The 14,092-nt window shown below is 70.2% G+C and carries 12 protein-coding genes; 7 read left to right on the top strand and 5 right to left on the bottom strand.

The window, feature by feature from the left end; translation table 11 throughout:
* Positions 1 to 223: 223 nt before the first annotated feature.
* Together LGR54_RS19135 and rsmB are read right to left on the bottom strand one after the other, a co-directional pair.
* Positions 224 to 1,945 (bottom strand): heparinase II/III family protein, encoded by a 1,722-nt coding sequence (locus LGR54_RS19135; protein ID WP_230363567.1) that lies wholly within the window; start codon positions 1,943 to 1,945, stop codon positions 224 to 226.
* Positions 1,946 to 2,117: 172 nt separating this feature from the next.
* A complete protein-coding gene (gene rsmB, locus LGR54_RS19130; RefSeq protein WP_230363566.1) occupies positions 2,118 to 3,479 on the bottom strand; it encodes a 16S rRNA (cytosine(967)-C(5))-methyltransferase RsmB in 1,362 nt (453 codons plus the stop codon).
* A 143-nt stretch (positions 3,480 to 3,622) separates the two neighbouring features.
* Here rsmB and LGR54_RS19125 point away from each other — a divergent pair, with 143 nt between their 5' ends.
* A complete protein-coding gene (locus LGR54_RS19125; protein ID WP_230363565.1) occupies positions 3,623 to 4,573 on the top strand; it encodes a glucokinase in 951 nt (316 codons plus the stop codon).
* A gap of 141 nt (positions 4,574 to 4,714) precedes the next feature.
* Here the strand turns inward: LGR54_RS19125 and LGR54_RS19120 are convergent, their stop codons facing one another.
* The 3 genes from LGR54_RS19120 to LGR54_RS19110 form a co-directional block, all read right to left on the bottom strand.
* On the bottom strand, positions 4,715 to 5,458 hold the full coding sequence (locus LGR54_RS19120) for an RluA family pseudouridine synthase (protein ID WP_230363564.1): 744 nt from the start codon (positions 5,456 to 5,458) through the stop codon (positions 4,715 to 4,717).
* Between the two features lie 91 nt (positions 5,459 to 5,549).
* A complete protein-coding gene (locus tag LGR54_RS19115; RefSeq protein WP_370638238.1) occupies positions 5,550 to 6,977 on the bottom strand; it encodes a patatin-like phospholipase family protein in 1,428 nt (475 codons plus the stop codon).
* A 28-nt stretch (positions 6,978 to 7,005) separates the two neighbouring features.
* Positions 7,006 to 7,785 carry a 3-hydroxybutyrate dehydrogenase gene (locus LGR54_RS19110; protein WP_230363563.1) on the bottom strand — a complete coding sequence of 260 codons (780 nt, stop codon included), beginning with the start codon at positions 7,783 to 7,785 and terminating at the stop codon, positions 7,006 to 7,008.
* A 188-nt stretch (positions 7,786 to 7,973) separates the two neighbouring features.
* Here LGR54_RS19110 and LGR54_RS19105 point away from each other — a divergent pair, with 188 nt between their 5' ends.
* The 6 genes from LGR54_RS19105 to LGR54_RS19080 all read left to right on the top strand — a co-directional run bounded on the left by LGR54_RS19105 (position 7,974) and on the right by LGR54_RS19080 (position 14,032).
* Positions 7,974 to 8,483, top strand: a complete 510-nt coding sequence (locus LGR54_RS19105) for a Fur family transcriptional regulator (protein ID WP_230363562.1) — start codon at positions 7,974 to 7,976, stop codon at positions 8,481 to 8,483.
* 72 nt (positions 8,484 to 8,555) lie between these two features.
* Positions 8,556 to 9,839, top strand: coding sequence for a flavodoxin-dependent (E)-4-hydroxy-3-methylbut-2-enyl-diphosphate synthase (gene ispG, locus LGR54_RS19100; RefSeq protein WP_230363561.1), 1,284 nt, complete (start codon positions 8,556 to 8,558; stop codon positions 9,837 to 9,839).
* Complete coding sequence (locus tag LGR54_RS19095) at positions 9,839 to 11,050, top strand: MFS transporter (RefSeq protein ID WP_230363560.1); 1,212 nt, start codon at positions 9,839 to 9,841, stop codon at positions 11,048 to 11,050. The genes ispG and LGR54_RS19095 overlap by 1 nt, the downstream gene beginning before the upstream one ends.
* Before the next feature lie 157 nt (positions 11,051 to 11,207).
* On the top strand, positions 11,208 to 12,245 hold the full coding sequence (locus LGR54_RS19090) for an aspartate-semialdehyde dehydrogenase (protein WP_230363559.1): 1,038 nt from the start codon (positions 11,208 to 11,210) through the stop codon (positions 12,243 to 12,245).
* Between the two features lie 264 nt (positions 12,246 to 12,509).
* Positions 12,510 to 13,091 (top strand): DUF1007 family protein, encoded by a 582-nt coding sequence (locus LGR54_RS19085; RefSeq protein ID WP_230363668.1) that lies wholly within the window; start codon positions 12,510 to 12,512, stop codon positions 13,089 to 13,091.
* Entirely contained in the window at positions 13,088 to 14,032 is a 945-nt protein-coding gene (locus LGR54_RS19080; protein WP_230363558.1) for a nickel/cobalt transporter, read from the top strand. Before LGR54_RS19085 ends, LGR54_RS19080 begins: the two co-directional genes overlap by 4 nt.
* The last annotated feature ends 60 nt before the right edge of the window (positions 14,033 to 14,092 follow it).

Genomic DNA, 14,092 nt, shown 5'->3' with positions numbered 1-14,092 from the left:
GGGAGAGGGGTGGGGTGAGGGTGAGCACCGCTCCAAGGCTCCCCGATGTCGCCCCCCTCACCGACCCACTGCACAGGCCAGCTCTCCGTCGAAACCGAGCCCGGCAGCAGCCGGGTTCGGGCGGGAGAGGAGAGAAAGGGAAAGACGTTGAAACTCGCCGCAACACGCAGAGCTTTCGAAGCAGCGCCCCCGCCCCTCCGCGCGCCCTTCTGCTCAGCCCGCCCTACCCTCGCTCGGCGCCCTGCACCCGCACGAAGGTCCAGGCCACGCGGGGCCTCTGGCGCGCCTTCCCGGTCACCACGATCTGCTCGGCCTTGCGCGGCCCGCCATGGGCGGCGAGATAGACGCTCTCCTCGATGGTCGCCGGGCAGTCCGGCGCCTCGAACACCCAGTCGTCGCCATCCGGCAAGGTGAGGTAGATGGTCTGCCCGTCCGGCGCCCGAACCGCCTTGACCGACGGGTGCAAGTGGAAGCGGATGGCATAGCCGTCGCGGGTGTCGCCAGGGATTTCCTCGCCCTGGGCGGCGCGGAACAAATCCTCGCCGTCGAGGCAGCCGCCGTCCCCCGACAGCCGCCACGAGCGCTGGTGCACGATGCCGAGCCGGCGGGCATAGCCGTCATGGCTGGCGCGCAGCACGTCGGCGCCGCCGCGCGTGCCGCGGTCGACATGGATGTCGGACGGGCCGTCCAGCACCGGCGTGCCACACAGCTTCATGGCGAGCCCGCCAGCGACGAAGCGGCAGGAGGAGATCTCCGCCAGCGTGGCGGTGGAATGCGCCGCGGTCTGGCGGGCGACCGGGCGCCAGTGCTCGTGTGCCGGCGTGGGCGCGCCGCAATTCACCACCACGCGGTTGCGCCCGCTGGACAGCTCGAAGGACAGGCAGCCGGCATGCGCCTCGTGGCTCATGACCGGCGGCGGCGGCCGGCCGGTATCGGCCACCAGCACGGTGCCGCCGGCCTCCAAGCGCTGGTAGCCGGAATAGGGCGCGTTGGAGACCGGGCGGCCGCGTGCATCGTCATAGGCCAGCACGATGGCGAGGCCGTCGGCCGGCGTCGGGCCCATGCCGTTGAAATGCGCGAAGGAGCCGTCGACATGGCGGAAGAAGCGCAGCATCGGCATCATCCGGTCGATGGCGTTCACCAGCACCGCCGGCGGCGCCACCTGCCGCGCCTCGAAGCACTGGCGCAGCGGCAGCAGGTCGAGCAGCAATTCGATCAGCATGCCGGGATTGCGGCCCGCCGGCCCGCCATCGGCCAGCACCTGCCGCTCCAGTTCCTCGGTCAGCCGCTTCTGGGCGGAGCGCAGCAGGCGCGGTTGGTCGGCCATGCACAGGCCGGCGAAGCTCAGCGCCACCGCGCAGGACAGCCGCGCCCGCCCGTCGCGGGCGAGGCGCTGGATGCTCTTGAGATAGCGCGCCTGCTGCGAGAGGCAGCGCAGGAAGCGGCGGTGGAAACCGGAATCGGCGTCCTTGAGGATCAGCGGCGCCTGCGACAGCCAGTTGATCATCCGCCGGGCCGCCACCTCCGGATCGGCGGCGGCCGGCTGGCGGGCGCCGCCGAGCGTGATGAAGTCGCCCACCAGCGCCCGCGCATTGGCCCGCGCGATCGCGGTGTCGGACGCCCGCAGGTGACGCAGCCACGAGAACGACATCAGCGCCTGCGCCCATTCGCGCGACGGCGGCACGATCTCGAAGGGCGAGGCGCCGCCGGTCTCCACCGCCTTGCCGGCGAAGGCGAAGCAGCCGGCATAGATCTCCGCCGCGCGGGCGGGGTCGCCGGCGCGCAGGTCCTGCGGCGCGAACAAAAGCCGGCCGGACACCGGCAGCGAGGCGGACCACCAGGCGAAGGGCGGGTGCGCCAGCGCGCGCACCGCCAGCGTGCGCCAGCCGAGCTCGGCGATACGCGCCAAGCGGCGAAGCCGGTCGGCTACCCCCTCGCCGCTCATCGACGACGGATCCCCGGACGCGGCCTGCAAGGCCGCAACCTGCCTGGACGCAGCCTGCTTGGACATAGCGTCGTCTGGTGTCGCCCGGGCAACCGATTCCCTCCCGGAATCCGTCGGATGAATCGTTGCCAGCTTAACCGAGCCTTGAGTCGCGTCTACCATCGGATGCCCCTCACGAAGCATCAGGTACCTCGCGGCGCCGCAGCCTTGCGGCGAAGAAGCCGTCGAGCCCGCTCCGGCGCGGGTCCTCGTGCGGTAGATGCGTCGGCAGGGTACGCACCTCGCCGGCGGCGTTGATCCATTCGGCGGCGATGCCGTTCTCGCCGGGCTGCACCGGCACACGCTCATAGTCGGCGCGCGCGGCGAGCAGCGCCTCGATCTGCCGCTCGCCCTCCTCCGGCTCCAGCGAGCAGGTGGAATAGACCAGCACGCCGCCCGGCCGCACCAGATCGGCGGCGTTGCGCAGGATGCGCCCCTGCAGCACGCAGAGGCTGGCGATGTCGGCCGGCGCCTTCGACCAGGCGACATCGGGATGGCGGCGGATGGTGCCGGTCGCCGAGCACGGCGCGTCGATCAGCACCGCGTCGAACGGCCCGCCCTTGAAGTTCGCGGCGTCGGCCTCGACCACCTCGGCGGCGAGCCCGAGCCGAGCGAGGTTCTGGGCGAGGCGCTTCAGCCGCGCCGCCGAGCGGTCCACCGCCGTCACCGTGGCGCCGGCGGCGGCCAGTTGCGCGGTCTTGCCGCCCGGCGCGGCGCACAGATCGGCGACGCTGAGGCCGGGGGCGGCATGGATCAGCCCGGCGGGAATCGCCGCCGCCGCGTCCTGCACCCACCACGCCCCTTCCTCGAAGCCCGGCAGGGCGGTGACGTTGCCGGCCTCGATGAGCCGTACCGAGCCGGTCGGCAGCAATTCGCCGCCGAGTTGCTCCGCCCACAGCGCCGGATCGGCCTTGATGGTGAGGTCGAGCGGCGCCTCGCGGGCGAGGCTGCGGGCAATCGCCTCGGCGGTCTCGGCGCCATAGGCGGCGCTCCAGCCGCGGATCAGCCATTCGGGCTGATCGTGCACCGCATCGGCCTCCAGCCGCGCCCGGCCCTCGCGGGCGATCCGGCGCAGCACGGCGTTGATCAGCCCCTTGAAGCCGGCGGTCGAGGGCAGTTCGCCGGCGAGCTCGACGCTGGTCCCCACCGCCGCATGGTCGGGCACGTCCATGAACAGGATCTGCGCGGCGCCGATCAGCAGCAGGGTCTCGCCGCGCTGCGCCTTCTCCGGCAGCGGCTTCTCCAGGAAGGCCCGGAGCATCGCCCGCAGCGAACCGAGCCGGCGCAGCGTGGTGGCGGCGATCATGCGGGTGAGCGCGCGGTCGCGCTCGTCGAGATCGCGCGCCAGCCGGTCGAGCGCCTCCTCCAGCGGACGGCCATTGACGAACACGGCGTCGAAGGCGTCCGCCGCGGCACGACGGGCGGCGAGACCGGGCAGCGCCGGATTCGCTTGGCGGTTATTGGGACGGCGCGGCCGGCGGGTCGATTCGCTCATTTTGTCGGACTAGGCCGGTCCGGCGCGGAACGCAACCGCCCATCTGCGGCTTGTCGCAAGGTCCGCAGCCGGGGCTTGTCGAAGCGCGCGAGATTGGCTCCTATGCGCCACCGTCCCACCGCGAGCCGGAATCCCCAGGCCCTATGCCCCATCTCATGCTGATCGCCGATATCGGCGGAACCTCCTCCCGCCTCGCCCTCGTCGGCGCCGACGGGCGTCCGCAGGATGTGCGCATCCACCGCAACGACTCCTTCGCCGGCTTCGAGGCGCTGATCGAGACCGACCTCGCCGCGCGCGGCACCGCGGCGGACGATGTCGGCGGCGCGGTGCTGGCGATCGCCGGGCCGGCGGATGGCGAGCATGTCCGGCTCACCAATCGCGACTGGTCCTTCGCCAAGGATGAGCTGCGGCGCCGCTTCGGCTGGCAGAAACTAGCGGCCGTCAACGATTTCGAGGCGCTCGCCTATGGCGTACCGGCGCTCGGCCCGGACGACCTCGTCGCCATTGGCGGCGGCGAGGCGGCCGAGGGCGCGCCCATGCTGGTCTGCGGCCCCGGCACCGGCTTCGGCGTCGCCGGCCTTTTGAAGACCGGCGATACCTATCGCGCCGTGACCGGCGAGGGCGGTCATGCCCGGCTCGGCGCCACCAATACCGAGGAGGCCCGCCTCATCGCCCATATGGTGCGCGAGCTCGGCCCGGTGGTGGTGGAGCACGCGCTCTCCGGCTCCGGCCTTGCCCGTATCCACCGCGTGCTCACCGGCGACCGGCTGTCGCCGGAGCAGGTGATCGCCGCGGCCTTTGCCGGCGACAGCGAGGCGCGCGAGACCTGCAACGTGTTCCTGCGGCTGTTCGGCCGCATCGCCGGCGACCTCGCGCTGACCTTCGACGCGCGCGGCGGCGTCTATCTCGCCGGCGGCGTCTCCGCCGGGCTGCTGCCCTTCTATGGCTCATCGCCCTTCCGCGAGGCCTTCGAGGAGCATCCGCCGCTCGACCCGCGCCTCGCCGCGACGCCGGTGCATGTCGTCACCCACCCGACGCCCGGCCTGCTCGGCTGCGGCCAGCTGGGCGGCCGCCTCGCCCGCGAGCTAACCTGAGAGAACCGGCCTGACGCCGGTCCCGGCGCCCGGCGGCTCCTGAGCATTTTCGAGCGGAGCGGGTACCGGTTCGCGCGAAGAAAAAACGAATTAACAAAGACTTAGATGAATTCCGGTGGACTGAAGCTCACCGGAATTCATCTAGAGCTTGGAGAACGCCACCGCGTCGGCGGCCTGCGCCACCGTCTCGGGATCGAGGCCCATGCCGGCGAGCGTCGCCACCATATGCGGCGGCAATGGCGCGCGGGCGTCGACCGGCGGCTTGCCCTTGGGCTGCGGCACCACCACCCGGCGGGCGTGCAGGTGCAGCACCGGCCCGCCCGGCAGCCGCGAGGCGCCGCCATAGATGCTGTCGCCGAGCAGCGGATGGCCGATGGCGTCCATATGCACCCGCAGCTGGTGCGTCCGCCCGGTGAGCGGCGACAGCGCCAGCACGGAGAGCCCCTCGCCGGCGGCGATCAGCTCCCATTCGGAGATCGCCTCCTGCCCGGCCGGGTCGACCGCCATCCACCAGCCGCGATGCGGCGAGCGCTTGGCGAGCTTCAGCTCGACGCGCCCGCGCGTCTCGTTCGGCACTCCCTTGGCCACCGCCAGATAGGTCTTGCCGACGATGCCGGTGGCGAAGGCGCGGCCGAGATCGGCCAGCGCCTTGCGATGGCGGCCGAGCACCAGGCAGCCGGAGGTGTCCTTGTCGAGCCGGTGCGCCAGCTCGGGCGGATGCGGCAGGCCGAAGCGCAGGGCGTCGAGATGATCGGCCATCGTCTCCCCGCCCTTGGGTCCCTTGTGGACCGGCAGGCCGGCGGGCTTGTCGATGATCAGCATCATCGCGTCGCGATGCAGCACGCGGGCGGCGATGTCGGGAACGGGCGGATGATCGGGGCTCATGCCTTCTCTCAGCACAAGCCCGGCCCGCCGTCGAGGCCCCCGATTGAAGCCCCCGCCGCGAGCCCCGCCGCCAACCTAACGCGGGTCGCGCTCAGCCCCGCGTCAGTTCCTCGTGCACGTCGAGCGTCGAGCGCACGCCGATATCGTCATAGTGCCGCTCGAGGAAGCCATCCGCCGCCTCGCGGCCGATGTCGCGCAGGAACAGCAGGAACTCCCATTCCGCGTTCATCTTGGTCGAGGCGTCGAGCGCGATCAGCTTCTCCGCGCCGTCGATCCGGTGCATGCGCAGGTTTCGGTAGCCTTCCACCCCGTCATGCCGGTGGCTCAGCTTGCCCTCGTTGAGCAGCCGGGTGACGAATTCGGCGGCGCGCAGCTGGGCGAGCAGCGAGGCGTTGAAGGTGATCTCGTTCATCCGGTTCTGGATGTCGCGGGCGGTCTTGGGCGTCTCGCGGCGGATGATCGGGTTGATCTGCACCAGCAGGATGTCGTCGGTCTTCACCGCGTCGTAGAACGGGAACATGGCCGGGTTGCCCATGTAGCCGCCGTCCCAATAGGGCACGCCGTCGATCTCCACCGCCTGGAACATGAAGGGCAGGCAGGCGGACGCCATGATCGCCGACGGGGTGAGCTCGCGCTTGGAGAACACCCTCACCTTGCCGGTGTGGACGTTGGTGGCGCTGATGAACACATGCACATGCGAGCAGGACTGCACGGCGTCGAAATCGACATGCTCCTCGATGAGGTCCATCAGCGGGTTGATGTTCATCGGGTTGAGGTCGTAGGGCGAGAAGAACCGGCTCATCACGTCGAAGGTGATGTAGGCCGGGTTCATATTGAGCGACCAGTTGCCCCACAACCGGTCGAGCAACGTGCGCTGCAGCGGGCTGGTGCGCCCGTCCTTGGACACCGCGCGCCAATAGTTCGCCAGCGCCTCGCGCCCGCCCTCATTGCCGCCGCGCGCCAGGCCCGAGGCCAGCACGGCGGCGTTCATCGCCCCGGCGCTGGTGCCGGAAATGCCTTCGACGACGATACGCCCGTCCTCCAGCAGCCGGTCGAGCACGCCCCAGGTGAAGGCGCCATGCGCGCCGCCGCCCTGCAAGGCGAGGTTGATCGGCTTGAGGTTGGTCTTCAGCGCCGCCGCCTTGGCGGGATGAGTGGAGTTGGTGTTGCGACGCACCGCCTCCTCGCCCACCGGCCCCTGCACCGAGATCGCCGTGGCGACGGTTTCGGCTTCCTTGGTGACGGCGGGCGCCGGCTCCGAGGCCGCGGGCTGGGCGGGCGCCCTGCCCGTAGAGGCCGCCTTGGACTTTGCGGCGGCAGACTTGGCCGCGACGCGTCCGGTCGCCTTGCCGGCCGGCACCCGCTTGTCGGGGTTGGCGGCCGGCGCCGCAGCGGCCGGCGCCGGTTCCGGTGACACCGCCAGCGGCGTGTCGGTGGAGGCGGAGACGGCCGGCTTTGCGGCAGCCTTGCGCGCGGCGGGGCGCCGCGTCTTCGACGTATCGGCCACCTTGTCAGCCACCTTCGCCTCCCTCTCGCTCACGCGCGGTTCACTGCGCCACCCAACCGCCGTCGATCTGGTGCAGCGCGCCGGTGATCGGGGCCGAGGTTTCCTGGCACAGGAACACCGCCAGCGCCGCGACCTGCTCGACGGTGACGAACTGCTTGGTCGGCTGCTCGGCGAGCAGGAAGTCCTTCACCTGCTCCTCGGTGATGCCGCGCGCCTTGGCGGTATCGGGGATCTGCTTCTCGACCAGCGGCGTCCACACATAGCCGGGGCAGATGGCATTCGCCGTGATGCCGAAGGTCGCCGTCTCCAGCGCCACCGTCTTGGTCAGGCCGGCAATGCCGTGCTTGGCCGCGACATAGGCCGACTTGAACGGCGAGGCGACCAGCGCATGCGCCGAGGCGGTGTTGATGATGCGGCCCCATTTGCGCGCCTTCATCCCCGGCACCGCCGCCTTGGTGGCGTGGAAGGCCGCGGAGAGGTTCAGCGCGATGATCAGGTCCCACTTATCGTCCGGGAAGTCCTCGATCGGCGAGACGTGCTGCACGCCGGCATTGTTGACGAGGATGTCGACCGAGCCGAGCTGCTCCTCGCCGAACTTGACCAGCGCGGCGCATTCCGAGCCCTTGGTGAGGTCGGCGGCGGAATAGACCGCCTTCACGCCGAACTCGCTCTCGATGCCCGCCCGCTCTTTCTCGATCGCCGCCGCGTCGCCGAAGCCGTTGAGCGTGATGTTCGCGCCCTCGGCCGCCAGCGCGCGGGCGATGGCGAGGCCGATCCCGCTGGTCGAGCCGGTGACGACGGCGTTCTTACCCTTGAGCATCGAAAATTCTCCTGCCTGAGTTTTGCGGCATCGCAACGAGAGGGCGGGCGGCTCGCAGCCGCGCGGCCTCGTCCCCATATGAGTTACGCTAGCATGGCCTCATGGCATTGCCAGCCCCGTCGCGCGCCCGTAAACGCACGGTTGCGAAGACGGTTTCCCGTTTCCTATCCGTCCGCTACGATCCGCGCATGACAGTCTCGATCGCCGCTCATCATGACCACGACCACGCCGCCTGCGTGGCGGACGTGCTGGCGCGCGCCGAGGCATGTTGCGATGCAAGCGGCGCCCGGCTGACGCCGCTGCGCCGCCGCGTCCTGCAAACGCTGGCGCAGAGCCACGTCCCGCTCGGCGCCTACGACCTGGTGGAACGGCTGGGCACCGACGGCGAGCGCCCGCCGCCCATGTCGGTGTACCGCGCGCTCGACTTCCTGGTCGCCGAGGGCCTCGCCCATCGCATCGAGAGCCGCAACGCCTTCCTCGCCTGCGGCCGCGCCCATGAGGCCGATGACGTGATCGTGTTCCTGATCTGCGAGCGATGCGGCCTCACCGACGAGGTCGCCTCGCACGCCATCGGCCGCGACATCGCCTGGGCGACCCGCGCCGCCGGCTTCACGCCGCGCACGCCGGTGCTGGAGATCGCCGGCACCTGCGCCCGCTGCCGCGCGCAGGCGGCCGCCGGCGCGGCATCAGGCGATTGACGCCGGCGCGCCGCGCGCCTACCCCTCCAGACTGTTCACCCTGCAGGCCGCCACGCCGCCGGAACCCGTGTCATGACCGCTGAGACCGCCCCCATCGTCGCGCCCGAGCTGGAAGCCGCCGGCCCGCATGCGCGGCGCCTCACCGTGCCGGTCAGGGTCGGCTCGGTCGTGGTTGGTGGCGGCGCGCCGGTCGTCGTGCAGTCGATGACCAACACCGATACCGCCGACGCCGAGGCCACCGCCAGGCAGGTGGCGGCGCTGGCCCGCGCCGGCTCGGAAATCGTGCGCATCACCGTCGACCGCGACGAATCCGCCCGCGCCGTGCCGGAGATCCGCGAGCGCCTCGCCCGCATGGGGCTCGACACCCCGCTGGTCGGCGACTTCCACTATAATGGCCACCTGCTGCTGGCGAATTTCCCGGACTGCGCCGAGGCGCTGGCCAAGTACCGCATCAATCCCGGCAATGTCGGCTTCGGCAACAAGCGCGACCGCCACTTCGCTACCATCGTTGAGATCGCGATCAAGCACGACAAGCCGGTGCGCATCGGCGCCAATTGGGGCTCGCTCGACGACGACCTGCTGACCCGGTTGATGGACGAGAACGCCAAGCTCGCCCGCCCGGCGGAGGCTCGCGCGGTGACCCGCGAAGCCCTGGTGCGCTCGGCGCTGCTCTCCGCCGCGCTCGCCGAGGAGATCGGCATGAAGCGCGAGAAGATCATCCTCTCCGCCAAGGTCTCGGCGGTGCAGGACCTGATCACCGTCTATGCCGAGCTCGCCCGCCGCGCCGACTACGCGCTGCATCTCGGCCTCACCGAGGCCGGCATGGGCTCGAAGGGCATCGTCGCCTCCTCCACCGCCATGGGCGTGCTGCTTCAGCAGGGCATCGGCGACACCATCCGCGTCTCGCTCACCCCCGAGCCCGGCGGCGACCGCACCCGCGAGGTGACGGTGGCGCAGGAAATGCTGCAGACCATGGGCCTGCGCACCTTCGTGCCGCTGGTCGCCGCCTGCCCCGGCTGCGGGCGGACCACCTCGACCACCTTCCAGGAACTCGCCTTCGAGGTGCAGGACTACATCCGCACCTCGATGCCCGAGTGGAAGAAGCACTATCCCGGCGTCGAGACGCTGAACGTCGCGGTGATGGGCTGCATCGTCAACGGGCCCGGCGAGAGCAAGCATGCCGATATCGGCATCTCGCTGCCCGGTACCGGCGAGTTCCCCACCGCCCCGGTCTATATCGACGGCAAGAAGGCGATGACCCTGCGCGGTCCCACCCTGCGTGAGGACTTCAAGAAGATCGTCGACGATTACGTCCAGCGCCGCTTCGGCGTCACCCGCGTCGGCGCGGCGGAATAATGCCTGAGGCTACCGTCGCGCGGGGCGCGAAGGCCCCGATCCCCGCTACCGTCTGGGTGCTCGGCATCGTCAGCCTGGCGATGGATATCTCCTCGGAGATGGTCCAGACGCTGCTGCCCATCTATCTCGTCACCGAGCTTGCCGCCTCCGCCCTCGCCATCGGCTTCATCGAGGGATTGTCGGTCGCCATCGCCATGGTGACGCGACTGTTCTCCGGCGTGGTCTCGGACTGGACCGGCAAGCGCAAGCCGCTCGCCGTGCTCGGCTACGGTCTCGGTGCGATCTCCAAGCCGATGATCCCGCTCGCCTCCTCGCTGGGCTGGATCGTCGCCGCCAAGGCGCTCGACCGCGTCGGCAAGGGCATTCGCGGTGCGCCACGCGACGCGCTGATCGCCGATACCACGCCGCCGGAAATACGCGGCGCCGCCTTCGGGCTGCGCAAGTCGCTCGACACGGTCGGCGGCTTCATCGGCCCGCTGGTCGCCATCGGCCTGATGCTGGCGACCGGCGGCGACATCCTCACCGTGTTCTGGATCGCCACCCTCCCCGCCTTCCTCGCCGTGGCGCTGCTGGTCGTCGGCATAAGCGTGCCGGCGCGGCCGCCCGGCCGCGCCAAGGACCGGCCGCGCCTTGCCGAGGCCGGCCGGCTCAACCCGGCGACCTGGGCGGCGATCGTGGCGGCCTGCATCTTCACCATGGCGCGGTTCAGCGAGGCGTTCCTGCTGCTGAAGTCGCAGGAGGTTGGTCTCGCCGCCGCCTGGGTGCCGATCACCATGGTGGTGATGCACGTAGTCTATGGGCTCGCCGCCTATCCGGTCGGCCGGCTGTCCGACCGCACCGGCCGCCTCGGGCCGCTCGCCGTCAGCCTCGTCCTGCTGCTCGCCGCCGATCTGGTGCTGGCGCAGGCCGGATCGCTGCCGGCCTTCTTCGCCGGCATCGTGCTGTGGGGCCTGCATATGGGCTTCTCGCAGGGCATCCTCGCCACGCTGATCGCCGATGCCGCCCCCGCCCGGCTGAAGGCCACCGCCTTCGGCGTGTTCAACCTGATGACCGGGCTGACGGTGCTCGTCGGCAATGTCGCCGCCGGCTGGCTCTGGCAGGCGCATGGCTCGTCGGCGACCTTCCTCGCCAGCGCCGCCCTGTCGGTGGTGGCGCTCATCGCCTTCCTGCTGCTGCGCGGATCGAAGAAGCCAGGCGGAACGACCGCCTGAGCTTCCGCTGCGAAAGCCGCTCCTCCGGCCCCTGTCGCGCGACGCTGGCCACCCTTGCGTGCGATGCACGTCAGGGGCGTTGCCTCGCCTCGACTTTCGGCGTAAAAGCCCGCCCTCGCCCGAGCTTGTGAATGGCAGGGCTTTCAGGAGAAAGACGATGGGCTATAAGGTCGCCGTCGCGGGCGCCACGGGTAATGTGGGCCGCGAAATGCTCGACATCCTCTCCGAGCGGGGCTTTCCCGCCGACGAGGTGATTGCGCTCGCCTCCCGCCGTTCGGTCGGCACGGAGGTTTCCTTCGGCGACAAGACCCTCAAAGTCAAAGCCCTCGAGAATTACGACTTCTCCGACACCGACATCTGCCTGATGTCGGCCGGCGGCGACGTGTCCAAGCAGTGGTCGCCGAAGATCGGCGCCCAGGGCTGCGTGGTGATCGATAATTCCTCGGCCTTCCGCTACGACAGCGACGTCCCGCTGATCGTGCCGGAGGTGAACGCCGACGCCGTGGTGGGCTTCACCAAGAAGAACATCATCGCCAACCCGAACTGCTCGACCGCGCAGCTCGTCGTGGCGCTGAAGCCGCTGCACGACGCCGCGACCATCAAGCGCGTCGTGGTGGCGACTTATCAGTCGGTGTCGGGCGCCGGCAAGGATGCGATGGACGAGCTGTTCTCGCAGACCCGCGCCGTGTTCGTCTCCGATCCGATCGAGGCCAAGAAGTTCCCGAAGCGCATCGCCTTCAACGTCATTCCTCACATCGACGTCTTCATGGAAGACGGCTACACGAAGGAGGAATGGAAGGTGATGGCGGAGACGAAGAAGATCCTCGATCCGAAGATCAAGCTCACCTGCACCGCCGTGCGCGTGCCGGTGTTCGTCTCGCATTCGGAAGCGGTGAACGTCGAGTTCGAGCGCCCGATCAGCGTCGATGAAGCCCGTCAGGTCCTGCGCAACGCGCCGGGAGTTCTGGTCGTCGACAAGCACGAGCCCGGCGGCTACATCACGCCCTATGAGGCGGCCGGCGAGGACGCCACCTATGTGTCGCGCATCCGCGAGGACGCGACGGTGGAGAACGGCCTCTCCTTCTGGTGCGTGTCGGACAATCTGCGCAAGGGCGCGGCGCTGAACGCGGTGCAGATCGCCGAGGTGCTGGTCAACCGCAAGCTGATCCAGCCCAAGGCCCGCAAGGCCGCGTGAGAATCCCCGCAAGGCGGCGTGAGCCGGCCTCGCGTATCCAGGGACGACGATATCGGGAAGGCGGCGCGAGCCGCCTTCTTCTTTTTGCGGCCGCACCTTCCCCCGGCGCGCCGCCTGCCCTGTCATCGACGCGCTGTCACGTTTCGGTCGAACTCCTCGGGGATCAATGGCGCAGCGCACCTCACCGGGAATCGGCATTTGCCTCGTTTCGTCCTCCGCCTCGCCGCCGCCCTGCTGGCGCTCGCCGCCTTCGCCGCTCCGGCGATGGCGCATCCGCATGTCTGGGTGGTGATCCACTCCCAGCTCCTCTATGCGCCGGATGGCAGCCTCACCGGCGTGCGCCACGACTGGACCTTCGACGAGGGATTCTCCTCCTTCGCCCTCCAGGGGCTGGAGCAGACGCCGGACGGCAAGCCGACCGAGAAGACGCTGTCCGAACTGGCGCAGGTGAACATCGATTCCCTCAAGGAGAAGGAGTTCGACTATTTCACCTATGCCAAGCGTGGGAAGGACCAGTTCCCCTTCGCCCCGCCGCGCGACTACAGCCTCACCTATGACGGCACCGCGCTGACCCTGCATTTCACCTTGCCGCTGCAGAAGCCGCTGCCGGCCAAGGGCGCCACCGCGATCGACGTCTACGACCCCACCTATTTCGTCGCCTTCCAGCTCGCCGACGACAACCCGGTCAAGCTCGACGGCAACCCGGCCGGCTGCACGGTGGACCTGCACCGGCCCGATCCGGCCGCCAACTCCACCAGCCTATCGGAAGGCTTCTTCAACGCGCTGACCTCGGCCAGCAATTTCGGCTCGCAATTCGCCAACCGCGCCACGGTGAGCTGCCCGTGAGGCGCTCGGTCTGGCTGCTGGCGGGCCTCGTCCTCGCGGCCCTCGCCTTCCCCGCCTTCGCGCAGACGCCGTTCGGCATGGCGCCGCCGCCGGCACCGGACGGCATTGCCGGCTTCATCCTCGCCAAGCAGGCGGAATTCTACCGGCTGCTCACCGGCGCCGTGCGCGCGGCCAAGCAGGACGGTTCGGCGCTGTACCTGCTCGGCGGCATCTCCTTCGCCTATGGCATCTTCCACGCCGCCGGCCCCGGCCATGGCAAAGCGGTGATCTCCTCCTATCTGCTCGCCAACGAGGCCAGCCTGAAGCGCGGCATCGGCCTCGCCTTTGCGAGCGCGCTCGCCCAGTCGCTCACCGCCATCCTGGTCGCCGGTATCTTCGCGGTGGTGCTCGGCGCCACCGCCGCCACCATGCAGCGAGCGGTGTTCCTCATCGAGATCACCGCCTATGCGCTGATCGTGCTGCTCGGCACCCGCCTCGCCGTCGTCAAGGGCCGCGCGCTCATCCGCGCCTGGCGCGGCGAGCCCGACCATGTCCATGCCGCCGGCGAGGCCTGCGAGGACGGCCACGCCCACCTGCCCGGCCCGGACGCACTGCCGCGCGGCGGGGTGCGCGAATGGTGGGCCGCGGTGCTGTCGGTCGGCCTGCGCCCCTGCAGCGGCGCGATACTGGTGCTGGTGTTCTCGCTCACCCAGGGCATCTTCTGGGTCGGCGCCGCCTCCACCGCGCTGATGGGGGTGGGCACGGCGATCACGGTGAGCGCCATCGCCGCCATCGCGGTGTTCGCCAAGCATCTGGCGGTGCGGCTGGCGGGCAAGCGCGAGGGCAATGGCGTCACCGTGGCGCTACGGGCGGTCGAGCTCGCCGCCGCGCTGGCTCTCGTCGCCTTCGGCCTCGCACTGCTGTTCGGCTTCATGGCCAGCGAGCGGCTCGGCCTCGGCTGACCACAGAGACGAAGAAGCCCGCGCCGACCGGCACGGGCTTCGCGTCGAGCCGGCGAAACG

Source organism: Ancylobacter sp. Lp-2, assembly GCF_020523795.1.
Lineage (GTDB): Bacteria > Pseudomonadota > Alphaproteobacteria > Rhizobiales > Xanthobacteraceae > Ancylobacter.
The sequence above is the reverse complement of the archived record's forward strand: the minus strand, read 5'-3'. Positions and strand labels throughout refer to the sequence as shown.